21 protein-coding genes are annotated in these 23161 nt (G+C 65.6%); 10 read left to right on the top strand and 11 right to left on the bottom strand.

What is annotated here, in order from left to right:
• The first annotated feature begins 92 nt into the window (after positions 1-92).
• Complete coding sequence (gene galE, locus EB836_RS11235) at positions 93-1091, top strand: UDP-glucose 4-epimerase GalE (RefSeq protein ID WP_135540389.1); 999 nt, start codon at positions 93-95, stop codon at positions 1089-1091.
• A gap of 20 nt (positions 1092-1111) precedes the next feature.
• On the opposite strand, the gene EB836_RS11230 is transcribed toward galE, so the two are convergent.
• On the bottom strand, positions 1112-1756 hold the full coding sequence (locus EB836_RS11230) for a YdhK family protein (RefSeq protein ID WP_135540387.1): 645 nt from the start codon (positions 1754-1756) through the stop codon (positions 1112-1114).
• 177 nt (positions 1757-1933) lie between these two features.
• Here EB836_RS11230 and EB836_RS11225 point away from each other — a divergent pair, with 177 nt between their 5' ends.
• The gene (locus EB836_RS11225) at positions 1934-2536 is read left to right on the top strand and encodes a CueP family metal-binding protein (protein WP_135540385.1); all 603 of its coding nucleotides are present in this window, start codon (positions 1934-1936) and stop codon (positions 2534-2536) included.
• A gap of 51 nt (positions 2537-2587) precedes the next feature.
• Positions 2588-3823: an FAD-dependent oxidoreductase gene (locus EB836_RS11220; protein WP_135540384.1), complete on the top strand. Its 1236-nt coding sequence runs from the start codon at positions 2588-2590 to the stop codon at positions 3821-3823.
• Here EB836_RS11220 and EB836_RS11215 read toward each other — a convergent pair.
• Together EB836_RS11215 and EB836_RS11210 are read right to left on the bottom strand one after the other, a co-directional pair.
• Positions 3820-4371, bottom strand: coding sequence for a hypothetical protein (locus EB836_RS11215; RefSeq protein ID WP_135540382.1), 552 nt, complete (start codon positions 4369-4371; stop codon positions 3820-3822). The two genes, EB836_RS11220 and EB836_RS11215, sit on opposite strands and share 4 nt — an antisense overlap.
• Positions 4372-4469: 98 nt before the next feature.
• On the bottom strand, positions 4470-5459 hold the full coding sequence (locus EB836_RS11210) for an alpha/beta hydrolase (protein WP_135540380.1): 990 nt from the start codon (positions 5457-5459) through the stop codon (positions 4470-4472).
• A gap of 54 nt (positions 5460-5513) precedes the next feature.
• Here EB836_RS11210 and EB836_RS11205 point away from each other — a divergent pair, with 54 nt between their 5' ends.
• Both EB836_RS11205 and EB836_RS11200 read left to right on the top strand, forming a co-directional pair.
• The gene (locus EB836_RS11205; RefSeq protein ID WP_135540378.1) at positions 5514-5876 is read left to right on the top strand and encodes a MerR family transcriptional regulator; all 363 of its coding nucleotides are present in this window, start codon (positions 5514-5516) and stop codon (positions 5874-5876) included.
• 129 nt (positions 5877-6005) lie between these two features.
• The gene (locus tag EB836_RS11200) at positions 6006-7793 is read left to right on the top strand and encodes a formate--tetrahydrofolate ligase (protein WP_135540376.1); all 1788 of its coding nucleotides are present in this window, start codon (positions 6006-6008) and stop codon (positions 7791-7793) included.
• 70 nt (positions 7794-7863) lie between these two features.
• On the opposite strand, the gene EB836_RS11195 is transcribed toward EB836_RS11200, so the two are convergent.
• From EB836_RS11195 to EB836_RS11180, 4 genes are all read right to left on the bottom strand, one after another.
• Positions 7864-8430: an antibiotic biosynthesis monooxygenase gene (locus tag EB836_RS11195; protein WP_135540374.1), complete on the bottom strand. Its 567-nt coding sequence runs from the start codon at positions 8428-8430 to the stop codon at positions 7864-7866.
• Between the two features lie 102 nt (positions 8431-8532).
• Positions 8533-9369, bottom strand: coding sequence for a MetQ/NlpA family ABC transporter substrate-binding protein (locus EB836_RS11190; protein ID WP_135540372.1), 837 nt, complete (start codon positions 9367-9369; stop codon positions 8533-8535).
• A gap of 88 nt (positions 9370-9457) precedes the next feature.
• Positions 9458-10132, bottom strand: coding sequence for a methionine ABC transporter permease (locus EB836_RS11185; protein ID WP_135540370.1), 675 nt, complete (start codon positions 10130-10132; stop codon positions 9458-9460).
• Complete coding sequence (locus EB836_RS11180; RefSeq protein ID WP_135540368.1) at positions 10132-11100, bottom strand: methionine ABC transporter ATP-binding protein; 969 nt, start codon at positions 11098-11100, stop codon at positions 10132-10134. Before EB836_RS11180 ends, EB836_RS11185 begins: the two co-directional genes overlap by 1 nt.
• A 380-nt stretch (positions 11101-11480) precedes the next feature.
• Between EB836_RS11180 and EB836_RS11175 the strand changes: the two genes are divergently transcribed.
• The 4 genes from EB836_RS11175 (at position 11481) to EB836_RS11160 (ending at position 16174) form a co-directional block, all read left to right on the top strand.
• Positions 11481-12503 carry a glycosyltransferase gene (locus EB836_RS11175; protein ID WP_135540366.1) on the top strand — a complete coding sequence of 341 codons (1023 nt, stop codon included), beginning with the start codon at positions 11481-11483 and terminating at the stop codon, positions 12501-12503.
• A complete protein-coding gene (locus EB836_RS11170) occupies positions 12500-14155 on the top strand; it encodes a hypothetical protein (protein ID WP_135540364.1) in 1656 nt (551 codons plus the stop codon). Before EB836_RS11175 ends, EB836_RS11170 begins: the two co-directional genes overlap by 4 nt.
• Positions 14156-14236: 81 nt before the next feature.
• Complete coding sequence (locus EB836_RS11165) at positions 14237-15511, top strand: metallophosphoesterase family protein (protein ID WP_240689879.1); 1275 nt, start codon at positions 14237-14239, stop codon at positions 15509-15511.
• A 150-nt stretch (positions 15512-15661) separates the two neighbouring features.
• Positions 15662-16174, top strand: coding sequence for a GtrA family protein (locus EB836_RS11160; RefSeq protein WP_135540363.1), 513 nt, complete (start codon positions 15662-15664; stop codon positions 16172-16174).
• A 112-nt stretch (positions 16175-16286) separates the two neighbouring features.
• On the opposite strand, the gene EB836_RS11155 is transcribed toward EB836_RS11160, so the two are convergent.
• From EB836_RS11155 to EB836_RS11140, 4 genes are read right to left on the bottom strand one after another with little or no spacing between them, the layout of a single operon-like run.
• A complete protein-coding gene (locus EB836_RS11155; protein ID WP_240689877.1) occupies positions 16287-17546 on the bottom strand; it encodes a DUF6716 putative glycosyltransferase in 1260 nt (419 codons plus the stop codon).
• Positions 17533-18642, bottom strand: a complete 1110-nt coding sequence (locus tag EB836_RS11150) for a hypothetical protein (RefSeq protein ID WP_240689875.1) — start codon at positions 18640-18642, stop codon at positions 17533-17535. The genes EB836_RS11155 and EB836_RS11150 overlap by 14 nt, the downstream gene beginning before the upstream one ends.
• Positions 18635-20059: a polysialyltransferase family glycosyltransferase gene (locus EB836_RS11145; protein ID WP_135540361.1), complete on the bottom strand. Its 1425-nt coding sequence runs from the start codon at positions 20057-20059 to the stop codon at positions 18635-18637. The genes EB836_RS11150 and EB836_RS11145 overlap by 8 nt, the downstream gene beginning before the upstream one ends.
• Entirely contained in the window at positions 20059-21030 is a 972-nt protein-coding gene (locus EB836_RS11140) for a glycosyltransferase family 2 protein (RefSeq protein ID WP_135540359.1), read from the bottom strand. The genes EB836_RS11145 and EB836_RS11140 overlap by 1 nt, the downstream gene beginning before the upstream one ends.
• A gap of 213 nt (positions 21031-21243) precedes the next feature.
• Here EB836_RS11140 and EB836_RS11135 point away from each other — a divergent pair, with 213 nt between their 5' ends.
• Positions 21244-23079, top strand: coding sequence for a polysaccharide pyruvyl transferase family protein (locus tag EB836_RS11135; RefSeq protein ID WP_135540357.1), 1836 nt, complete (start codon positions 21244-21246; stop codon positions 23077-23079).
• The last annotated feature ends 82 nt before the right edge of the window (positions 23080-23161 follow it).

The raw sequence follows: 23161 nt of genomic DNA, 5'->3' as shown, positions 1-23161 counted from the left end.
GTGCAGCCTCGGCGATCGAGAGGGCCCATCGCCGCAGTCGCCCGACACGGCTGGAACCGGCCCTGAAGACAGTGAGAAGGAGAGATCGGCCCATGGCAGTTCTGGTCACCGGCGGAGCAGGATATATCGGTTCGCATGTGGTGCGTTTGCTCACCGAACGCGGTGACGACGTCCTCGTCGTCGACGACTTCTCCACCGGACTCGCAGCCCGGGTCGACGGTCTGCCCGTCGTCGACCTCGACCTCGCTGCCCCCGATGCCGAGGACCGCCTCGTCGCGGCGATCAGAGAACACCAGGTGGATTCCGTCATCCACTTCGCCGCCAAGAAGCAGGTCGGGGAATCCGTTGAAGAGCCGGTCATGTACTACCGGCAGAACATCGGTGCACTGACGAATATCCTCGCCGCCGTCGAAGCCACCGGCATCGAGTCGCTCGTCTTCTCCTCCTCGGCCGCGACCTACGGCATGCCCGACGTCGACATGGTCGGTGAAGACCTCGACTGCAGGCCGATCAACCCCTACGGGCAGACGAAGCTCATCGGCGAATGGATGATCGACAACCAGATCACCGCTTCGCAGATGCGCGGGCAGACGTTCAATGCCGTCAAACTCCGCTACTTCAACGTCGCAGGGGCCGGTTGGGCTGAGCTCGCCGACACCGCGGTCATGAACCTCATCCCGATCGTGCTCGGCCGTCTGGCCGACGGCAAGGCTCCGATCATCTTCGGCGATGACTACGACACCCCCGACGGCACCTGCATCCGCGACTACGTCCACGTCAAGGACCTCGCCGAAGCACACATCGCGGCACTGGACTACATGAAGGCCGGCGGCACCACGGAGACCGTGTTCAACGTCGGCACCGGAACAGGGGCCTCGGTGAAGGAGGTCATCGACACCGTCGCCGAGGTGACCGACCGTGACATCGTCCCCGAGATGGGCGAGCGTCGTGCCGGTGACCCGCCGGCCCTGGTCGCCGACGTCTCCCGGATCTCGGCGCTGCTGAGCTGGAAAGCCGAATTCGGTCTCGAGGAGATCGTCCGCAGCGCGGTCGAAGCCGCCGGGATGCTGCCCGAGCAGAAGCAGAGCTGATCAGGAGTAGACCTCGGCGGTCACTGCGCGGGTTTCATCTCGCTTTCGACGACCCATTTGTGGTTCGTCATCTCCATCTCATCGGTCGTGATATCGACCATGTAGACGGTCTCGTTCGTCGCTGAGTCGATCGTCGCCTCGGCGCCCTTCATGCCGGGCATATGGTCGGCATTGACGGTGATCTTCGCGCCCTTCTTCAGCGGCGTCTTGCCCGGGTCCTCAAGCTCTTCGTGGACGACCCACTTGTGATCCTTGACCGGATCTCCGCCGTCGGTCGGTGTGTAGCTGATCGAGTAGGTCGTCGTGTCGAAGGCGCCGGAGACGGTTGCCTCAGCTCCCTTCATGCCCGACATGTGATCTGCGGAAAGAGTGACTGTGTCGCCGAGGTCGAATTTCGGGTCGGCAGCCTTCGTGATTCCCGTCGGTGGCCCACCGCCATCGGAAGCGTGTCCTTCGTGACTGCCCGATTCGTGTTCGGATCCGCTGCTGTTCATGTCTTCGTGATCGGAGCCATTGGTTTCGTTCGAGGTGGACTCGTGACTGCTGTGAGAGTCTCCGCCGCCGGATTCCCGGGCGTCGTCGCTGCCGGTCGAGCAGCCTGCCAGCGCCAGCCCGATCGCTGCGGCGACTGCTGTGAAGCGGACGGTCGGTGTGAGCTTCTTCAAAGGTGGTCTCCTGATTCTGTGAGACTGTCGAGTCTGGTTCGCACGGCCGAGGATGAGGGGCTTTCAGGCCGTCCCATCCGATCGACCCGTCGTTACCACCGTATACCCCGGAAGGGTATGCTTGCCACGATGGCATAGGTGCTCTGCACCCGTAGTGACATGGGGAGATAGAAGAAGATGAAGCGATTCGTGTTGGGGGCGGCCGCGCTCTCTCTGGTCCTGACCGGCTGTTCCGCTCCTCAGGCCGAGGGAGGTGCGTCGACGGATTCCGGCCAGTCTGCGACAGCGCGGCCGGGTTCCGCCGAAGAGCTGCTTGCGGATCTCAATCTGGCCGCAGACGACGTCACGGGGATCGTCGATCACCTCGATCGCCTGCCTGTCGACGAGAGGCCCACCGACCTCATGGCTTCGGTGCAGCCCGACGAACTCGTTCTCACCGACGGTGAGCAGGAAGCGACGATGGCCCTGCCGCAGGGCAAGAGCTACGTGTCCATCGCCCCGTTCGTCGATGAGACGCACGACTGCTTCTACCACAGCCTCACCACCTGCCTCGGCGAGATGAGCGGAGAGGACGTGGACGTGGTGATCACCGATTCTGAGACTGGAGAAGCGCTGGTCGACGAGTCGACGACGACCTTCGACAACGGATTCGTCGGTTTCTGGGTGCCGTCCGACATCAGCGGCACCATCGAGGTCACCGCCGAAGGCAAGACCGGTGCGACCGAATTCTCGACGAAGAGCGACGGACCCACCTGCGTGACCGACCTCCAACTGCAGTAAGCGGAAGAATAGGAGACCGGCCGCTTTCACCCACTCAACTGGAGAACTGTCATGCCCCACCACATCGTCATCGGAGCAGGGTTGGCCGGTGCCGCAGCCGCGTATTCCCTGACCGCGCGCGGCGAAGACGTCACCGTGCTCGAACGCCACACTCCGGCCAACGACCGTGGCAGCTCCCACGGTTCGGCCCGCATCTTCCGGTACGCCTATCCGGATCGCCTGTACACCGAACTCGTTGTGCGCGCCCGCGAACTGTGGGACGACCTCGAGGCGAAATCGGGGACCGAGCTGATCACTCGCACCGGTGCCGTCGACTTCGGCGACGCCCGGCACACGGAACTGCTTGCCGCGATCTTCGAGGAGGTCGGAGTCGAGCACGAGGTCCTCGAACCGGCACGTGCCACCGAACGGTGGCCGCAGTTCGTCTTCGACACCGAGGTTCTGTGGCACCCTGACGCCGGGGTCATCGACGCCGAGACCACGGTGACAACCATGCTCGACCGTGCGGTGGACACCGGACGGGCGCGGATCCTCACGGATTGGACGGTCACCGAGGTGGCTCGAGGATCCGCGGGCGACTTCCGTGTCACCTCGGCGATGGGGGAATCCGTCGACGGTGACCGCGTCATCGTCGCAGCGGGCGGGTGGCTGCCCGACCTCCTCGCCGATCTTGGTCTTCCGCAAACGTTCCTTGGTGCGCTGCCGACATTCGAAGTGCGGCAGGAGCAGGCCTTCCACATGCCCTACCGCGATGCCGGTGCGGACGGACGGCCGAGCACACCCTGGCCGACGTTCATCCACAAATCCGGTGAGATGTTCACCTACGGGCTGCCCGGCGGGCGGGATGCCGGTTTCGCGGGGCAGAAGTTCGCACAGTTCAACGGTGGGAAGGTGATCGGTTCGGCGCTTGACCAGGACGGACAGATCACCGAGGAGATGCGGACCCGGATGATCGACTATGCGAAGCGGAACCTGCCGGGACTCATTCCGGAACCGTACGCAGAGACCACGTGCCTATTCACGAACACACCGAACGAGGACTTCGTCATCGACGAGGTCGACGGACTCGTCGTCGTCTCGGCCTGTTCAGGGCACGGGGCGAAATTCGCGCCGCTGCTCGGCGAATTTGCCGCCGACCTTGCCACGGGGGCCGGAGATGTTCCCGAACGGTTCCGGGCGGGCTCTTCGACCGCGCCGCCCCGTTCCGATCCTTCTCACGTGGACGGACGGCGCTCATCGGAGACGCAACACACGCGCCGGGAGTCGCAGCGCACAGACCTCGACTAGTCCTCCGGTGCGTCAAGACGCTCCAGCAGGTCTGGATTCGAGTACCCGATGACATCGACTGCGACGTCTCGCACCTTCCTCTGGGTAGAGTCGAAGACCGCGTCGAAGGCGCCGGCCTCGTCGATGATCGACGAAAGCTCTTTGAACCGCGCCAGGTGCCATTTCAATTCGTCATCCGAAGCGTGGTGGCGTCCACGCAGTCGTGCTTCTCCAGCGGCTTCATCAGCGGTGATCCGGCAGACGGCCATGGGGCCACCACCGCAGGCAGCTCGGTACCTGGGGATCTCATCTCTGTCCTCGAGCACGCCTGCGAGCACGAGCACTTCGGCTCCGGCTGCCCGATAGTTGGACGCGACAGCTGACAGATTCTGCATTTCGATCTCGTGGTTGAAGGGGTCGCGATCGTTGCAGGGCCAACTGCGGCGCAGGCCATCGAGATCGATCACAGCGTGCGGCACTCCGGCCTCAGCCAGAATGACGGCGATCTCGTCCGCTGTCGTCGATTTTCCGACGCCGACAGTTCCGTTGAGAAAGATGTGTGTGAACACTGTGGCCGGCTCCGTGCGGGTGGTCGGATTGCTTGGGGGCAGACGCCGATTCTGCGACGAACCTGTCGTCGACGACGCAGAGGTCAGCGTCTCACCGGTCAGTTTATCGCAGTGCGGGAGCAGCCGGCGGCAGGTTGGGCGTCAAGCCAGGCGCTGAGCTCTGCCGCCGTGGCTGAGGGCGCTTCGACAGGCACTAGGTGTCCGACACCAGGGAAATGCGTGCTGGAGGAGTCCGGCAATAGGCGGGCCAGCTGATTCGCCTGTTCGACTGGAATCCACGGGTCGTCCTCACCCCACCCGATGCGGACCGGACAGCGCACCTCGCCGAGGCGGTCGACGATGGGCGCCGTGTGCTCGGGACGCAGCGCGGCGACCTGCCGGTAGAAAGCTGCCTGACCGGCGTCGGTACACCATGGTGCGGCGAGTGCACCGATCCATTCCTCGCTGAGACTCAATTGGTCTTCGCTCGACTGAGACTCATCGGCAGGCGTGGCCGCCGCCCCCGCGATGTACTCGCGGACCAGTGCACGGTGGAGTCGGGGAGGGAGGGCTGCGAAGACCCCTTCGTTCTCAGCAACGAGGCGGAAGAAGGGAGAACCCCACGGGTCGAGAGTGACGATGTCGAGCAGATACAGCGACGCGAAATCGCATTCCTCAAGCAGGTGCGCACCGAGCGCCACAGCGCCGCCGATGTCATGGGCGATGACGTGGGGAATCGATACTTCCCAGTGGTCGATGAGCTCGGCCAGGCGGCGTCGTTGCGTGATGAGATCAACGGCGTGGGCCGCCTCGGCGATGGGATTGTCCGTCGGCTGTGCCGACGTATCCGAAAGATCGGGAATCGACTCGCCGTAGCCGGGCATGTCCCACAGGCGGACGCGACCATGCCGGGCGAGCTTGCGGGCGAGAGGCAGCCACATCCCGGCTGACCATGGGGTTCCGTGGCAGATGATGACCTCGCCGAAGCGGCCCTTGCGTTGACCGTCCTGGCCCCCGTCGATTGCCGGTTCGACGGTTGTGGTGGCGACCTCACTACCGTCGCTCAAGGTGATGCGGTCGGTGATGGTGCGGATTTCCGGGTTGCTCATGAAGAGACAGTAGAACTTCAGGTCAACCTGAAGTCAAGGTGTCATCATGGAGTCATGAAGATCGGGGATGCGGCCGCGCATTTGGGAATGGCCGCGCATGTGCTCAGACACTGGGAAGACGAACGTGTCGTCGTGCCTGACCGGACCACGAGCGGGCACCGTGACTATTCGGCCGAACACCTGAGCCGGTGCCGGATCGTGCTGTCGTGTCAGAGCGTGGGCATGAGCCTCGCCGAGATCCGGGCGATTCTGCACCGCGGTGAAGCGGGACGTGCGGAGGTGATCGCAGCTCGGCTGTCGGCGATTCGTGCGCAGCGGACCTCACTGGACTCAGCGGAGAAGTTCCTCCTCCACGTCCGCGGTTGCCGGCACGATCTCATGACACGGTGTCCGGAATGCTCGGAGTATGCAGGATGAGCAGGGAGGGGTGTAACGGACGGCCGCCTCGGCGAGGGATTGTTGCGGTGGGCGGAACTCAGTGCACATTGCGCGAATTCTCGGGTCGGTGATGGTCACAAAATCTCGGAAAAGCGGCATGATGGCCTTATGACCACAGATATGGATATTGCGCTCAGCGCCGAGCTCGATCCCATCGTCGACGTCGCCGCTGGGCTCGGCCTCGACATGAAGGACATCATTCCCTACGGCTGGACGAAGGCGAAGGTGCCGATCGACGTCCTCGACGCCGCAGCAGCGGACGCCTCGGACGGCAGGCTCATCCTTGTCACTGCCATGAGCCCGACCCCAGCCGGTGAAGGAAAGACCACGACGAGCATCGGCTTGGCCGACGGCCTCAACGAACTCGCCCGCAGCCGACCTGAGGTCGGCAAGGCCGTGCTCGCGCTGCGCGAACCGAGCATGGGCCCGGTCTTCGGAATGAAGGGCGGAGCGGCCGGCGGTGGGTATGCTCAGGTCGTGCCGATGGAGGACATCAACCTCCATTTCACCGGCGACTTCGCGGCCATCGCCGCAGCGAACAACCTCGCAGCGACCATGCTGGACAATCACATCCACTTCGGCAATGACCTCGATGTTGATCCGCGGCGCATCCACATCCGTCGCGTTGTCGATCTCAACGACCGGGCGCTGCGCGGAGTCGTCGTCGGCCTCGGCGGCATCAACGGAGGCGTTCCCCGCGAGGACGCCTTCGACATCGTCGTCGCCAGCGAGGTCATGGCCGTATTCTGCCTGTCCACCTCGTTGACGGACCTCAAGGAGCGCCTCGGGCGCATCGTGCTCGCCCACAGTCGCGCCCGCGAACCCATCACCGTGGCCGACATCGGCGCGGCCGGGGCGATGACCGCGCTGCTGCGCAACGCCCTGGCACCGAATCTGGTCCAGTCTCTCGAGCACTCACCGGCGTTCATCCACGGCGGACCTTTCGCGAACATCGCTCACGGCTGCAACAGCCTGCTCGCGACGAAGGCGGGCCTGACTCTCGGCGACTGGGTCGTCACGGAGGCCGGATTCGGTGCCGACCTCGGGGCCGAGAAGTTCCTCGACATCAAGTGTCGGACCGCGGGCATCTGGCCCTCGGCCGTGGTCGTCGTCGCGACGCTGCGGGCACTGAAGTACCACGGCGGTGTCGACGTAAAGGACGTCAACGACACCGACGTCGACGCGGTCCTCGGCGGGATGAGCAACCTCGAACTGCACTGCAGGAACCTGCGCGAGATCTACGGACTGACCCCGGTCGTGTGCTTCAACCGGTTCCCCACGGACACCGACGAGGAGATGACCGCGGCGATCGCGCACCTGCGCGAGCTCGGGGTGGCCGCGGTCGAATCGACGCATTGGGCCGATGGCGGCAAGGGTGCGCTGGCGCTCGCCGAAGCCGTCGTCGAGGCTGCTGCCGGGGCGGGTGCCGGTGATGCCGGTCCGGCAGTCGATGACGGTTCGGTCTTCGTCGCGGGAACGGACTCCGGGGATGCCGAAGCGCCCGCGGTCGATCCTGCCTCCCGGGCACGGTTCAGCTACGACCTCGACCAGCCTCTCGAAGAGAAGATCCGGACCATCGCGCAGCGGATCTACCAGGCAGCCGATGTCGACCTGCCGCCCAAGGTCAAACGCAAGCTCAAGCAGTTCACCGACGAAGGGTACGGCGAGGCACCGATCTGCATCGCGAAGACCCAGTACTCGCTGAGCACGGACGGCAGCCTGCGCGGGGCCCCGACCGGTCACATCATCGAGGTCAAGGACGTGCGGCTGTCGGCCGGCGCCGGGTTCGTCGTCGTCATCGCCGGAGACATCATGACGATGCCCGGACTGCCGCGAAAGCCCTCGGCGCTGACGATCGACGTCAACGAGGACGGGAACATCACCGGACTGTTCTGAGGGCTTCGGCGGACGGTAGGGGCCGCGGCCGTGTGGTGTGGGGCCGCCTCGGCGAACGTTGTCGAGGCGGCTACCTGCGGCGCGGGCGCTGCAGCCAAGGTCGCAGCAGCCGCGTGCTCATCGGCAGGAAGATGTAGGTCATCAGCGGTGTGAGGATGCAGATGTTGAGCAGCACGGCCAGAACCGTCGGCCAGCTCTGCAGGTGGGGCAGTAGGAGGAATGTTGAGAGCAGGCTGAGCGGGAAGAACGGCAGGAAGATGCTCACGGCCTGCTTCCAGCGCGGCGGCACGACCGTCTCCGGGATCGTGATCGTCTCCTCGCCCTGCGGTTCGAACCATCCTTCGATGCCGGTGCGATGCTCGACTCGGGTGATCTCGACGAGTTCTGCCGCGCTTTCGATCCACCAGCGGCGGTCCTCGGACTCGTCCCAGGCGCGCAGTGACTTCTCATCGGCGAACCGGTAGAGCAGATGCCATTCGTGCGAGTCCGGGGAGGTGCGCACCCATCCGGATCCCAGATAGCCTTCGCGTTCCCGAGCCAGCTCCTGGCCCGCCTGCACCCAGGCGTTGAACCGGCGGTGGTTGTCGGGATCGACGGTGCGAGTAATCGACACGGTGACGGGGGAGTGCTGAGGCATAGTGACGAGTATAAGGACCCCTCACCCCCTCCCCTTACTACCTGACGGCGGCCCAGCAACCTCGCGCGAGGTTGCTGGGCCGCCGTCACGTAGCAATTGGGGTCAGAAGCTGGGGAGGACGGAGCCGTCGGACCAGTTCTTCTCGATGAACTTCTTCACCTCGGGGGAGTGGAGGAGCTCGTCGAGCTTCTTGATGTTCTCGTCGTCCTTGTTCTCGGTGCGCACGGCGAGGAAGTTGCCGTAGGGGTTGTCCTCGGCCTCCTCGAGCAGGATTCCGTCCTTGGCCGGGCTCAGTCCCGCCTCGAGGGCGTTGTTGCCGTTGATGACCGAGGCATCGACGTCTTCGAGGGTGCGGGCCAGCTGAGCGGCATCGGCCTCGACGAACTTCACGTTCTTCGGGTTGTCCTCGACGTCGGAGAGCTTCGCGTCGATCGCGTCGACTCCGTCCTTGATGGTGATGAGCTTCGCGTCCTCGAGCATCTTCAGCGCCCGGCCCTGGTTGGACGGGTCGTTGTTGATGCCGATCTTCGCGTTCTTCGGAATGTCCTTGACGTCCTTGATGTCCTTCGAGAACAGGGCGAAGGGCTCGAGGTTGATGGGTTCGAAGCCGGTGAGTTCGTAGCCCTGGCCCTCGACCTCGGAATCGAGGTAGGGCTTGTGCTGGAAGTAGTTCGCGTCGATGTCGCCGTCGGACAGGGCCTTGTTCGGCAGCGTGTAGTCCGTGTACTCGGTGACCTCGATGTCGAGGCCGGCATCCTCGGCGAGGTTCTCGTCGACGAACTTGAGGATATCGCCCTGCGGGACCGGTGTGGCACCGACCGTGAGTTTCGTGAGGTCGCCGTCCTTCTCCCCGACGGAATCGGTGCCGCCGCCGACGAGGCCGCAGCCCGAGAGCAGCAGGGTCGCACTCGCTGCGATCGCGATGAGCTTGGTCTTCATGATTCTCCTTGATGTGTGGTGTGGGTTGAAGTCAGTGGTTCAGGGGAGGCCGCGGTCTGCTGTGGGAGACATCCCGCGCCGAGGCGGCTCAGCGGTGGTCGACCGCACGGGCCAGACGATCGCCGATGACTTGGATGAGCGTGACGATGAGGACGAGGACGATGATGCAGGCGATCATCGTGTCTCCCTGGTAGCGGTTGTAGCCGTAGGAGATCGCGAGCGCACCGAGTCCGCCGCCGCCTACGGCACCGGCCATGGCGGTGTAGGACACCAGAGTCACCGAGGTGACCGTGGCGGCTCCGATGAGACCGGGTTTCGCCTCGGGGACGTAGACCTGACGGACCACCTGCCGGTTCGAGGCGCCCATCATCAGTGCCGCCTCGACCTTTCCTTCCGAGACCTCACGCAGCGAGTTCTCGACGAGCCGGGCATAGAAGGGGATCGCACCGATGGTCAGTGACACGACGGTCGCCTGCCACCCCAGTGCCGAACCGACGACGAAGCGGGCGAAGGGGATGAGCGCGATGATGAGGATGATGAAAGGGATCGAGCGGGTGACGTCGACGATGAAGGACAGCACCCGGTAGACGAACTGGTTCGAGTTCAGTCCGCCCTTCGAGGCGGTGAACAGCCAGATGCCCAGGGGCAGCCCGAAGAGGACGGCGAGTCCGGTCGACCAGGCGGTCATGAGCAGGGTCTCGATGGTCGCCGGCCACATCTGATCCGTGATCGCGGGGTTGTCGAACCACATGGGGTCATTCATCAGGCAGCCTCCTCCGCGTAGATTCCATCGGCTTTCAGCGCGCTGATCAGGCCCGTCGACTGGTCGGCCGAAGCCACCGTGAAGCGCAGGCGCCCGATCTGGCGGCTTTCGATCGTCTCGACGGCTCCGGCGAGGATCGCCTCGGCGCTGACTCCGGCCTTCTGCGCGGCGGTGAGCACGGTGGGCAGGTCGGTGCCGGCCAGGGACACCTCGACGAGGCGGCTGGCTCCATCGTCGATGCCGACCGGTGGGAGGGGGACGAGATCCTTCGCCAGGGCCGAACCGGGCTCAGCGATCACCTCGGCGAGTTTCCCGGTCTTCGCCACTTTGCCGTCGGCCAGCAACGTCACGGAGTCGCAGATCTCGCGGATGACGGACATCTCGTGGGTGATGATGAGGACGGTGATGCCCAGCCGGTCGCGCAGGGAGCGGATGAGGGTGAGGATCTGCTCCGTGGTCGACGAATCCAGCGCCGAGGTGGGTTCATCGCACAGCAGCACCTTCGGTTCGGCCGCCAGCGCCCGGGCGATGCCCACGCGCTGCTTCTGTCCTCCGGAGAGTTGGGCAGGGTAGTTGTCGGCGCGGTCGCCGAGGCCGACGAAGTCGAGGAGTTCACGGGCCTTGGCCAGGCGTTCGGCCTTGCCGACGCCGGCGATCTTGAGCGGCTGGGCGACGTTCTTGAGCGCAGTGCGCGAGTCGAGGAGGTTGACGTGCTGAAAGACCATGCCGATGTTGCGGCGGGCCTCGCGCAGACCGGCGCCGGACCGGTTCGTCAGATCGACGCCGTCGATGGACACGGTGCCCGAGGTGGGGGAGTCGAGTCCGGTCAGGCAACGGATGAGCGTGGACTTGCCGGCGCCGGAGCGGCCGACGATGCCGTGGATCTCTCCGGCCGGGATCGAGAGGTCGATCTCCTCCAGGGCGACGGTGTCTCCGAACACCTTCCGCAGTGCGCGCAGTTCGATCACAGGCGCCTCCTCGTGTGGTTGAGGGTCGCCGCGCACGGTGGTGGACAGCGAAAAATGGGGATGGGTCGACCTACGGTCCAGTAAGGCCGACGATTCAGGATGACAAGGAACGACGCAGAGCTCACAGGAAGATGTCACAAAAGGACGCATAACCGGGAGTTCGTGACCAAGCGCATACTCTTCGGGCCGCGCCCGCCGGCACGCGGATCCACGCTTTCTGCGCATGCTCAGGGGAGGGTGCATTGCTATTTCCCGTCCCGTAACCCGCAGTCCATGTCCGAGGCGTAAACCAGTGGAATCGACTCATCTGCGCACCGGGCCGGACTCGACCCGAGAGACCACACCACGACCGGAGCGCCCACACCTCAAGGGGGCAGGAGATGCACGCAGAACCGGTGAGAATAGCGGCGATCGTTCCCTGCCGCAACGAGGAGATCACCGTCGCCAAGGTCGTCGGCGACCTCAGAGCCGCCGTCCCGGGGATCACGGTCTACGTCTACGACAACTGCTCGAGCGATCGGACCGCGCAGCACGCCGCCGCGGCAGGAGCCATCGTGCGCCGAGAGAACACCCCGGGCAAAGGCAACGTCGTCCGGCGGGCCTTCGCCGACATCGACGCTGACATCTATGTGATGATCGACGGCGACGACACCTACGAGGCGGCCCACCTGCCCGAGATGATCGAAACCCTCATCACCGGGCCCTACGACCACGTGCTCGGGGTCCGCCAGGACAACCAGGAGACCACGTCCTACCGGCCCGGACATGAGGCCGGGAACAAGATGTTCAACCGACTCACCGGATGGCTGTTCGGTTCGCAGGTGTCCGATATGCTCTCGGGCTACCGCGTGTTCTCCCGGCGTTTCGTCAAGTCGTTCCCCGCGATCAGCCGCCGGTTCGAGATCGAGACCGAGCTGACCGTGCACACGATGTCTCTGCGCCTTCCCACCACCGAGGTGGCCGTCGACTTCCGGGACCGACCCGACGGAAGCGAGTCGAAACTCTCAACCGTCAAGGACGGGCTGCGCATCCTCGGGCTCATCTCGGCGCTGGTCCGGCACGAACGACCGCGTCTGTTCTACGGCACGCTCACCGTGCTGCTCGCGGCCGTCTCGCTCGTGTTCGGTCTGCCCGTGGTGTGGGAGTTCTGGCAGACCGGACTGGTGCCGCGGTTCCCCACCGCGATCCTCGCCACCGCGCTCATGGGCCTGGCCTTCCTGCTCGGCAGTGTCGGGCTGACCTTGGACGGGCTGCGCCGGGCGAGACGGGAGACCTCACGCTTGGTCTACCTCAGCCTGCCTGCCGTCAGCGGGTTTGCCGTCGGCCAGCGACGGACGCCGGGGCTGCCGGGGGACGGCGACGATCGGCTCGCCGAGCAGGTGCGGACGCGATTGGCTTCATGAGCGATCCGAAACAGCGGGCCCCTCGCCTCCTCCTGACCACCGGGGGTATCGGCGCCGGCCTCTCCCGTACACCTCGGCGCACGGCGCGCGCCTCAGCTCTCATGTGGGACGTACTGCTGGCGCTGCTCACCCTGGCCTGGTCCCTGGTGTTCATTCGGCTGTACTATCCGGGCCGCGCCAACGTCGACATCGTCGAGCAGTACCTGCAGGCCACCGGGAAGCATCCCTTCACCGATTGGCACCCGCCTGTGATGGGTGTGCTGTGGCGGGGTCTCATAGGGATCACCGGTGAGGCGGGAAGCCTGTTCGTGCTCCAGGTCGGAATGCTGGCTGCCGCCTCCTGGCTGGTCGGGGTGCTCGTCCATCGTTCGGGTGCGCCGAAGTGGGTGTCGCTGCTGGGGCCGACCATCATGTTCACGCCCTGGGTCATCTCGCAGATGACGACCCTGTGGAAGGACACGCAGATGGCTGTGGCGCTGCTGCTGGCTGTTCTGCTCATTGCCATCACCCGCTTCGTGCCCAAAGCCTGGCCGGTGTGGCTGCCGGCGCTGGTCCTGCTCGTCTATGCAGTCGCAGTGCGGAAGAACGCGATCTTCGCCGTCGTCCCCATCGCCGTCTACGGCGCGTACTGCCTGGGCAGTCTGTGGCGGAGGCGTCGAGGACGGGCGGAGAAGCGTCCGGTCTTGCTCACCGCAGTGATCTCGCTGGTCGTGCTCGTCCTCATCGGCGCGGGCGTCAAGGTCACCGACGCGACGATCGCTTCGCAGGTGGGTGTGGAGAAGACCGGGCAGATCTCCCAGATCTTCCTCGATGACGTGATGTTCTCCGTCCCCGACGCTGAACTCAAAGCCTCCGACGCCCCGACCGAGCTCACCGACCACATCAGTACGGCTCGTGAGAAGTGCTGGGCGAAGGGTGAGATCTGGGATTCGTACTGGAACTGCTTCGGCAAAGGGGAGAGCGGAGAGGACTTCTCACCGATCGCCCACCAGGATGCGCTCAGGCAACTGTGGCTCGACCATGTGATCACCCACCCGCTGCGCTATGCCGAATATCGCGCAGCCGTGTTCTCCTATTACTTCTTCAGCTCCGGCGTCGAATACTGGCCCGACGAGTGGCACTATGCAGCGACACGGGCCGGCATCGAGCAGGGGGACCCCAAGGCCGATTTCATCGTCCGACCCTATGTCGAGGACTTCGCCTTGGGCACGTTCCCGATGCTTTTCACCCCCTGGTTCTGGACCCTCGTCGCCGTCATCCTGCTCGGCCTCGCAGGCCGGGCACGGAAGCGGGCACACGGGGGCTCTGCCGTGATATCGGCGCGGGGAACAGCTGCGGCGCAGTCTGCGCTCGGAAGATCTGTGTTCGGCCACGGATCGGCCGAGCCTCCACGCACGTTTTGGCCCGAGATCACGGCATTGGCCTTCTCGGCGCTGTGCTACATCTTCGGGTATTTCCCGATCGTCCCGGCCAACCATTTCCGGTACACCTTCTGGCCGGCCTTGGCGGTGAGCGTGGCCGTGGTGCTCGCCCTAGCGATGTGGCGGCGCGGCGCGGGCGCACCGCGAAGCGGCGCAGTCACGCCGTCGGACAGCACAGTCACTTCACGTCGGCGACCTCCTCATGTTTCGGTTACGGACAATTCACCTTGAGGCCATAACGACTGCCTAGGTTGTGGTCTCGTGACCGGCGGCCGCCGGTGAAATCGAATCGAGCAAGGAGAGTCCCTGGACATGGCAGACAACGGCACCGGCGATATGAATCGAGATGCAATCGGGCGCGGTTCAGGGGCGGCCGATGCCCGCCGGGGACCAGCAGCATGGAACCGACGCGGCATGCTCAAGGCCGCGGGTGCCTCGGCGCTGGGTGCCGGAATGGCCGTGACGGGGGCCGCCGAGGCCGTCGCGAAGCCCGGGGGCGGCAACGGGAATGGGCAGGGGAAAGGTGCGGGGATCGTGCGTGGTGAGCTCGAGTTCCCGCAATACGGTCGCTTCACGATCGTGCAGTTCAACGACACGCAGGACTCTCATCGCACCGATCGGCGCACCATCGAGCTTCAGGAAGCCGTACTCGATGATGTGCAGCCGGACTTCGTCGTCATCAACGGCGACGTCATCGACGGGGGACCGAGCAGTGTCCACGAGGTCAAGCAGGCTATCAACAACGTCGTGTTGCCGATGGAAGAGCGTGGCATCCCCTGGGCGCTGACCTTCGGCAACCATGACGAGGACAGCACAGGTGAAACCGGATTCGATGAACAGGACATAATCCGTTTCATCGGCCAGTATCGGCACAATCTCAACGCCCGCGGTGCCGATGTCACCGGGACGTCGAACCAGGTGATCACCATCGCCTCGGGGCAGGGAAAGAAGGACGCCTTCGCCGTCTGGCTGCTCGATTCCGGTCGCTATGCACCTGATGAGATCGCCGGCCAGGACTTCGAAGGCTACCCGGACTGGGACTGGCTGCGCTTCGATCAAGTCGAATGGTATGCGCAGACCTCCCGCGAGCTCGAGAAGCGCCGCGGAGCCGCGGTGCCCGGGCTGGTGTTCCAGCACATCGCGCTTCACGAGCACCGGGCGATGTGGTTCGCGAGCATCGACTCCCGCAGCGACGCAGACCACGAGCGCGCGAAGAAGAAGCATTCGATCGTCGGGGAACGCAACGAAGATGAGTGTCCCGGTCCCTTCAACTCCGGAATGTTCAACGCGATGCTCCATCGCGGGGACATCCGCGGTCTCTACGTCGGCCACGATCACATCAACAGCTACACCGGCAGCTACTACGGCATCGAGCTCGGCTATTCCCCGGCGACCGGTTTCGCGCCCTACGGTCTCGAAGGAGCAGACAGGAATCGACTGCGCGGAGCCCGAGTCTTCACCCTGGACGAGCGTGAAGAGGGCATCTACACCGGCACGGAGCTCAAATTCGCTCGCGACTACGGCATCGACATGAGTGCAGCGGCCCAACCCGGCGCGCCGGCCGACTTCCCCAAATACGTGAAGTAGGAAACGGCAGGTGAGACAGTGGGGCCGCGCACGCGCTCCGGCACGGCCAGACGTGTGCGGCCCTGCGCGTGCGGCCCTGAGTGTGCGGCCACGCCGCCCGGCTTGGCTTGCAGAGAGTGCAGAACTTCGCCGCATAGACTGGGGGCAGTCATGAAAGAGTCTGCATCGGCCCGCCTTCGACGCCTCGCGGTGGAAGCCTTCAAGTTCCTCACCGTCGGCGGGTTCGGCTATATCGTCGATGTGGGGCTGTCGAACCTGCTGGCCTATGGCATCGGTCCGATCCCCGCCCTGCTCGAGGGCAGTCCGATCAAGTCGAAGATCATCTCGACGATTCTGGCCATGATCGTCGTGTGGATCGGCAACAAACTCTGGACCTACGGGGACCGACAGACCCCGTCGAACGTGCGCGGGATCGTCCTCTTCGTCGCCGTCAACCTCGCTGGCATGGTCATCTCGGTCATCCCGCTCGGTGTCACCTGGTACCTGCTCGACATGCGCGATCAGCTGACCTACAACCTCTCCACGAACGTCATCGGCATCGGCCTGGCTATGCTCTTCCGCTTCTACGCCTACCGCACCTGGGTCTTCAAGGACGAAGCCCCCGACACCGAGGTGGTCGTGCCCTTGGAGGAGCCGAGCCGAGTCCCCGACGACCGGGATTGAGTTCCGCAGCAGCACCACCGAAAAACGGGAGGAGCGTCGAGTCACGGCGGCCTGCACCCGTTTCTCGGCAGCCAGGCAGTTTCTCGGCGGTCGGCCCGAGCTGGGGAGAGCCTCAGCGCTGGTAGCGCAGCCTGCGGTAGGTGCGTACGAGAGGGGCCGGGGTCACGGTCCGCAGCTCGGCACGGATGAGCACACGCTTCTGCCTGAGCACCGCCGATCGGCGGTTCGGCAGCTGCCCGGTCCGGGCCCGCAGTGCGAGCAGCCCCAGGTGACGCCGCAGGGCACCGGTGACGGGATGGAAGTAGTTGCGGACCAGCCATTCAGGGGAGGGGAACCCGATCGACCCGGCGGCCACCTCGGCGAGGGTGCCGGTGGCGTCGGAGTCGGCGAAGACCTCATTGAGCAGCTCGGCGCTGAAACCGAAGTCCGAGATCAGCAGGGTGGGGATGCCGCGATCGATGGATTCGAGTGCCGCGGTCGAGGAGACGGTGACCAGTCCGGCCCCGGGGACGAGGAACTCATCGAGGGGCCCGAACCCGAACTCGACGCGATCGGCGCCTGGCCGGCCCTGTTCGCGAAGTTCATCGAGGATCTCAACGTAGGAGTGCTGCTCGTGATGGGTTTCGAACTCGCCGGGACGGGAGCGCAGCTTGATGACGGTCCTGGACTCGGGATGGCGGTGAGCGAAATCCGTGAGGGCCGCGACGATCGCGGTGCGCTCCTCCGCCGACTGCGGGACCTTCGCCTGCGGTGCGAAGATCAGAGACTGCGGGATCCTCGCTGAGCCTCTCACCTGCGGAACCGAGGTCGATCGCAACATCGGCAGGCGGGCCAGCAGGACCTCACAGGGCACCTGCGCAGCGGTGCTGGCCTCGGTGTACGCGCCCACCTCGGCGGTCGAATGGGCGATGAAGGCATCCATGAGCCGGCGATAATTCATCCCCTTGCGGCTGGCCGGCAGGCCCATTCCGGGCAGACCGGACACGAGCGCGGGGCGGTCGGCGCGGGTGTGCGCGGTGAGGAAGACCTGGGCGACGATCGGTCCGGTGGCGGCGCCGAGGACGATGTCGGGGGAGTGGTCGGCGATGATCTGGGCGAGGTCGGTGCGGGAGATGACGGGGATCTCGCGGTGCTGCCAATCGGTGCCGGCGACGGCGCTGGCGATCTGTTCGTCGGTCGGCAGGATCGGACTGTCGATGAGGAAGACTCGGCCCTCGACATCCGGAAGGGTCGACAACAGCTGGGTCGCCCACTTGAGATAGGACTCGCTGTCGGAGACCGAGAGGATGCGGATCGGCTCGGAGCCCTGTGATCGGCGCGGAGGCAGGACAGGCCCACTGGAGTAGGGATCCGCTGGTTCAGGAATCGTCATCAGCCTTGACCGATTGGGCGTTGAGGGACTGTCGCAGACTATCGGGCGAGGCCCCGGTCCACCACTTCGCGGGGATCTCGGTGACGTCGATGGTGACCTCCGGATTGAGCACCGCCAAGGACACCGCGGCGGTCGAAGGCAGGCTGCGGATCGTCGAATCCGGCGGCAGGTTGATCAGCCGCAGCTCGATCGGGAGACCGAGATTCTTGATCCGCACCCGATCATCGCGGGCGAGATCGGCGAGGAACTCCTCGGTCTCACGTCGGTGCGGGTAGTAGGTGATCGACCCGTGGGCGTCGATGATGTCACCGACCCACGCCCGGTAGGCCATCGCGTCGATGAGCCCATCGGCGGCCAGTGACGAACCGATGACCGGGTTGTCACGCGGGTGACTGCCGCCGGTAGGCAGGGTCTGGAGGTGTTCGAACTTGTGACGGGTGATCTCGCCCCCGACCTTGAGGAACGCTGTGCGCAACGGCTTCGCCACCGGCAGTGCGGTATGCCAACGCAGTTTGCCCACCGTCGCCAGACCCCGCAGCCGGTCGGCGACGTGCGCGGCCATGACCGTGCGGGAGGCCTTGAGCTTCTGCCGCGGCCGGACGAGGGGACCGCGCTTGGCGGTGAGGATCTCGATCGTCGAATACGTGGCCAGACCGTCGTCGAGGATGACGACCTCGGGCATGCGACGCTCCAGATACGCAAGCGCCAAGGCTTTGTGCACCTGACCGGAGCAGGCATCGCCGAGGTAGATCCGATCGAAGTGCGTCTTGCGCAGCAGTTTCGGCTTCGCTCCGTCGCGTTCGAGGCGGACGTTCTTCGGCAGCCAGTCGGTGTCGAAGGCGTCGAGGAAGGAAGTCATCCCCTTCGCGCTCGCCCGCGCTCGGATGAGCAGATCCTCGGTCGGCTCGTGGGATTCGAGAGCGGAGAGGAACTGCAGAGGGGATTCGACGAAGGCGACCGAGGCGAGCCCGGTGCCCTTCTTCTCGGCAGTATTCTCCGCTGTCGTCTCGGCAGTATTCTCGACCGTTGTCTCGACAGTCTTCTGGGTCTTCTTCGGGTTCGTCGCAGTATTCTCAGCCATGAGCAGCTCAGCCATTCTTCCTCAGCTTCGATGTATCGACGGTGATGCCGTAGTCCTTGAGCACGTGCTGTGTGCGTTTCGCCTGGGAGATCAGTCGCTGTTTGGCAGCGCTGAGCGTCTTCCGATGCCGGGGCATCTCCAGCCGCCCGGGCAGATCGAGCGCGGTCAGGCGTTTGCGCTTGAAGTACTTCATATCCGGTCCGCCGACCGCACCGTCGAGGAAGTCGATCGCCTTCTGCCGCAGATACGAGGCGGATTTCGACTGCATGCAGTACGTGACGGCATCGATGAGCGGATTGAGGTCACGCGGCGCACCGGGTCCGGCGGGCGCACCTGACCCGGCCCCCGCCTCGGCGAGGGTGCCCGGGAGGGCATACCTGCCCGAGTGGAGGGCGTCGATGATCGTCAGCGGGATGCGGTTGCTGTTCTGATACGGCGCGAGTGCGGCCAACAGCTCCGTGGTGCCGACGGCCGCGGTCGCACACCCGTAGAGTCCCTTCGCGGTCGCCAGCCCGGTCGAGAAGCAGGAGACGACGAGTTCGGGGCGAGTGGCGGAGACGACGATCTCGGCGAGCAGCGGAACATCGGCGAGGACGAAATCGAGTCCGAGTTCCTCACTGCGCCGCCGCAGCGGTCCGATCGTCGTCCGCGCCGAGGTGGGGTGTGGCTTGAAGACCACCGTGCTCAAGCCGGCGTCCTTGACCACGTCGAGCATCTGCAGGTGCAGGTCGAGTTCCTCCTCCGCCGTGATGAGGTCGAGCTGCGCGAGGTACTGCCCGAGCACAAGGGCACTGGACTCGATCGGCGCATCGAGGTTGGCACTGGCCAAGTCATCGGCCACCTCGGCGGTCATGTCGTCGATGACCTTGGCGAGGTCCGCTGCCGGCAGCACCACCCGCTCGGGTCCGTGTTCGGCCAGCTGACGGGGAGTGATGCCCGGCAGCAGATCCGTGTAGCAGATCGCCCGCAGCCGCTGCCACTGCGGCAGGGTGAGCGGATTGCGGATCGGACCGTAGCTCATCAGTCCGTCGGAGTGGACGCTGATATCGGCGGTGGCGAAGATCTGCGTGAGAGCGCCGGCCGGGTGGCTGGGCAGGGATTCGACGATGAGTTCAAGCGGTTCCGCCTCGGCGATGTCCCACTCCCGGCGCAGGGCACGCTCCATGATCGGGGCGCGTTCGCCGGAGATGCCGAACGCCTTCGGATGGTTCGGCCAGATCGTGGCGTTCCAATCGACGACGAGGTCGAAGTCACTCAGCAGCCCCGCCGACCCGGGCATGGCATCGGCAGCCGGGGTGAGCTCGGGAGAGACGGAATTGTTCGCCACGACGAGGATCCGGCGCCGCTGCGGCTCACCGAGGCGGCCCGCGCGGATGAGAGCGGACAGATTCGCGAGCTGGTACTGGGTGGAGATCTCGATGATCTGGGTCATCAGCGGGCCCTCCTGACGATCGGGTCGATCACGGGCAGCCGGCGTTCGCCGTAATTCGTCAGCGCGAGGTCGATGACGTCGTCGCCGATGGTCTTGAGCGTGTGCACCGCGCCGAGGTTGAGCTTCTCGCGCACCTCCCGTGACATCGACGAGCCGCGGTTGACGATCTGGAAGTAGAGGATGGACAGAAAGTTGCGCACGGCTTTGTGCTCGAAGCGGCGGAACTCCGGTCTGGCTTCGAGCATCGCGAAGACCGAACGGAAGGCGGGGATGAAGTCGAGCTGACGCTCGTCGAAGATCGCCGTCAACGAGGTGGTGCTGCCCTTCCGATAGCACAGGCCCGCCGTGTCGACGACGGCGAAGGAATCGGCTTCGAGGTGGTGACGCCACGTCCAGGGGCGGTCCTCGCAGGTGCGCAGGTCCGGGCTGAAGTCGAGCAGCCCGTGGACGGCCATGGACCGGGAGTAGATGCCGGTCCAGCATTCGGGGAAGTCGACCATCGTCGAGGCGTCATGCGGCAGGATGTGGTCGCGCGGGTCCAGCGCCGTGTTGTGCTTGGCACACGGTGCCCGCCGCAGCTTCCGATTGAAGCCGTTGACGATGAGGTAGTTCGTCTTCACGAAATCCACGCCGAGTCCGGTGATCGCGTCGGTGAGCGAACGCAGGTGACCGGGGGCGTACCAGTCGTCGGCGTCGAGGTAGGTGATGGTGCGTCCGGTCGAGGCCTCGAGGGCGATGTTGCGGGCGGTGGAGACCCCACGTGATTCCGGGTTGTGGATGTCGACGAGATTGAGCCGATCGGCATAGTCGCCGATCACCCCGGCAGTGTCATCGGTCGAACCGTCGTTGACGACGATGACCTCGAGTTCGTTGGCGGCGAAGTCCTGGTTGACCAGGCTCTGAAGAGTTCCACCGAGGGTGTCCTCGGCATCCTTCGCCGCGATGACGACGCTGACGACTGGTGGGGGCATGTGGTCCTTTCGCGAGCCGGAGGGGACGGGCGGACCTGACCCCTCCGCGGTGTCCGGGCGGCGGCCCGAGTGGTCCGGGTGCCGGCCCGGGTGGGCTGCTGGCACGTCCGAACGATCGTAGAAGTGAGAAGAGAACGGAAAGTGGCGCGCAGGTGTCCGGGAATGTTCGCCTTCGTTCACCTGGTGTTCTTCCGCCGCCCATAGTCTTGGCCGATGCGGAGCCTGCGACTCTTCCACTTCGACATCCCGACCTGGGGCAACTTCGGCGACAAGGCACTGTTCCCGGTGGTCAGGGACGCCTTCCGGGTCCTCGGCGGGACGGATTCCGGGCAGGCGGAGCCGAACTTCACGTTCGCCTCGGCGGCGGCACTGCGACGCGAAGTCGACGAGGCGGCCGTGGCCCGGATCAACGCCACCGCCGATGCCGTCGTCATCGGCGGGGGAGGACTGTTCCTCCAGGACACGAACCCGAACCGGCTGTCCGGGTGGCAGTGGAAGATCTCCGCCGAGGCGCTCGCCGCCCTCGACGTGCCCCTCATCGTCTACGCGGTCGGGGACAACAGGTTCCCCGGGCAGCCGGAGTTCGACGAACTCATGCGCACCCACGTCGGACAGGTGCTCGACCGGTCGGCCTTCTTCGGCCTGCGCAACACCGGATCGATCGACACCATGAGCCGAGTGCTGGGACAGCGGGAGCGGATCGCGTTCCAGCCGTGCCCGACGACGATCCTCGATCACCTGTACGCGCCATTGGCCGGGCGGAGACCCGACCCGCGAGAGAAGACCGTGGCGATCCAGATGCTCGTCCACGCGCGGCAGATCGCTGCCGGATACGACGCGACGACCATCCACGAGGCGACCGTGCGTGCCGCGCGGATCCTCGTGGACAAGGGGTGGACAGTGCTGAGCACACCGTTCCATCCCGACGACGCCGCGGTCTCGGCCAGGATCGTCGCCGAGGTGGCCGGAGTCGAAGAGGTGCGACTGTACGGCCATGACGTCGGGTTCTTCTCCGGCCTCGAGTTCTTCGCCTCGGTTCCGTATGTGCTCGGCGGGCGCGGGCACGCACAGATGATCCCGTTCGGGGTCGGCTCGATCCCGGTCTCCCTGGATCTGCACGCGAAGCTCGGCTATTTCGCCGCCGACATCGGTCACCCGGAGCTCGTGGTGCCGGTCGGGCCGGAGGGAACGAGACCCGTCGCCGAGGCGGGCGGTGCGGATTCGGCCGCCTCCATGCTGCCCATGGGTTCGGCGTTGCTGCCCATAGGTTCGGCGTTGGACCGCGCCGAGGCGGCCGATGTGCTGGCCGACCGGATGGTCTCTGGCCTCGAGGAGGCGTACTCGCACGGTGCCGAGCTGCAGGCCGACCTCGCCGACACCCGTGCCCGGTTTGCGACGATCACTGCGGAGAATCTCGCCGGCATCCGCGACTCGCTGCGTGCGCGGTCCCACCCGACGCCGTCTCTGCCCGGCCGAGCCGAGGCACCCGTGGGCACAGCAGGGGACAGCCTCGCCGGCTCGCCTCTGCGTCCGGTAGGGGACGGGCTTGCCGACTCGCCCCTGCGCGCCGCGGGGGACGGCTTTGCCGGCTCGCCTCTGCGCGCCGCGGGGGACGGCTTTGCCGGCTCGCCTCTGCGCGCCGCGGAGGACATCCGTGCCGAGGAGTTCCACGTCGCTGCCATCGCCGAATCCGAGGAGGTCGCGGCTCAGCAGGCTCGCGCCCTCGCTCGGGCCGATCGCGATCTCGCCCATGCCCGACGAGAGCACACACAGACCCTCGACGATGTTCGGAAGCGAGCCCGGGCGCGACTGCGAAGTGTCGAGGAAGACCGTGATGATGCGCTCGCCGAATCCCGACGGCATCGCGCCGAGGTCGTCGAACTCGAACAGCGGATCGCCGATATCTCCGCCGCGGAAGAACACGCCCGTCAGGCCCTCGAAGCCGAGCGCGGCCGCACTGCCGGTGAAGTGGCACGAGTCCTCGCCCGGAAGATTCGGCACGGAATCGGGTGGAGGATCCGCCGGCTCACCGCGATTCGTCGACGCTGACGATAACGGCTCGGCCACCTCGGCGAGAGTAGAGGGGACCGAGCCTGCCAACGGCGAGGGAACGCGAAGCGGCGCCACCGCC

This window comes from Brevibacterium sp. S111 (assembly GCF_004745075.1).
Lineage (GTDB): Bacteria > Actinomycetota > Actinomycetes > Actinomycetales > Brevibacteriaceae > Brevibacterium.
The sequence above is the reverse complement of the archived record's forward strand: the minus strand, read 5'-3'. Positions and strand labels throughout refer to the sequence as shown.

Bases quoted from the DNA above. Each gene is read 5' to 3' on its own strand.
- EB836_RS11160 (WP_135540363.1), top strand. From the start codon at position 15,662: ATGAAAGAGTCTGCATCGGCCCGCCTTCGACGCCTCGCGGTGGAAGCC.
- EB836_RS11225 (WP_135540385.1), top strand. From the start codon at position 1,934: ATGAAGCGATTCGTGTTGGGGGCGGCCGCGCTCTCTCTGGTCCTGACC.
- EB836_RS11145 (WP_135540361.1), bottom strand. From the start codon at position 20,059: ATGACCCAGATCATCGAGATCTCCACCCAGTACCAGCTCGCGAATCTG.
- EB836_RS11155 (WP_240689877.1), bottom strand. From the start codon at position 17,546: ATGACGATTCCTGAACCAGCGGATCCCTACTCCAGTGGGCCTGTCCTG.
- EB836_RS11205 (WP_135540378.1), top strand. From the start codon at position 5,514: ATGAAGATCGGGGATGCGGCCGCGCATTTGGGAATGGCCGCGCATGTG.
- EB836_RS11175 (WP_135540366.1), top strand. From the start codon at position 11,481: ATGCACGCAGAACCGGTGAGAATAGCGGCGATCGTTCCCTGCCGCAAC.
- EB836_RS11195 (WP_135540374.1), bottom strand. From the start codon at position 8,430: ATGCCTCAGCACTCCCCCGTCACCGTGTCGATTACTCGCACCGTCGAT.
- EB836_RS11150 (WP_240689875.1), bottom strand. From the start codon at position 18,642: ATGGCTGAGCTGCTCATGGCTGAGAATACTGCGACGAACCCGAAGAAG.
- EB836_RS11220 (WP_135540384.1), top strand. From the start codon at position 2,588: ATGCCCCACCACATCGTCATCGGAGCAGGGTTGGCCGGTGCCGCAGCC.
- EB836_RS11190 (WP_135540372.1), bottom strand. From the start codon at position 9,369: ATGAAGACCAAGCTCATCGCGATCGCAGCGAGTGCGACCCTGCTGCTC.
- EB836_RS11165 (WP_240689879.1), top strand. From the start codon at position 14,237: ATGGCAGACAACGGCACCGGCGATATGAATCGAGATGCAATCGGGCGC.
- EB836_RS11135 (WP_135540357.1), top strand. From the start codon at position 21,244: ATGCGGAGCCTGCGACTCTTCCACTTCGACATCCCGACCTGGGGCAAC.
- galE (WP_135540389.1), top strand. From the start codon at position 93: ATGGCAGTTCTGGTCACCGGCGGAGCAGGATATATCGGTTCGCATGTG.
- EB836_RS11170 (WP_135540364.1), top strand. From the start codon at position 12,500: ATGAGCGATCCGAAACAGCGGGCCCCTCGCCTCCTCCTGACCACCGGG.
- EB836_RS11210 (WP_135540380.1), bottom strand. From the start codon at position 5,459: ATGAGCAACCCGGAAATCCGCACCATCACCGACCGCATCACCTTGAGC.
- EB836_RS11140 (WP_135540359.1), bottom strand. From the start codon at position 21,030: ATGCCCCCACCAGTCGTCAGCGTCGTCATCGCGGCGAAGGATGCCGAG.
- EB836_RS11200 (WP_135540376.1), top strand. From the start codon at position 6,006: ATGACCACAGATATGGATATTGCGCTCAGCGCCGAGCTCGATCCCATC.
- EB836_RS11185 (WP_135540370.1), bottom strand. From the start codon at position 10,132: ATGAATGACCCCATGTGGTTCGACAACCCCGCGATCACGGATCAGATG.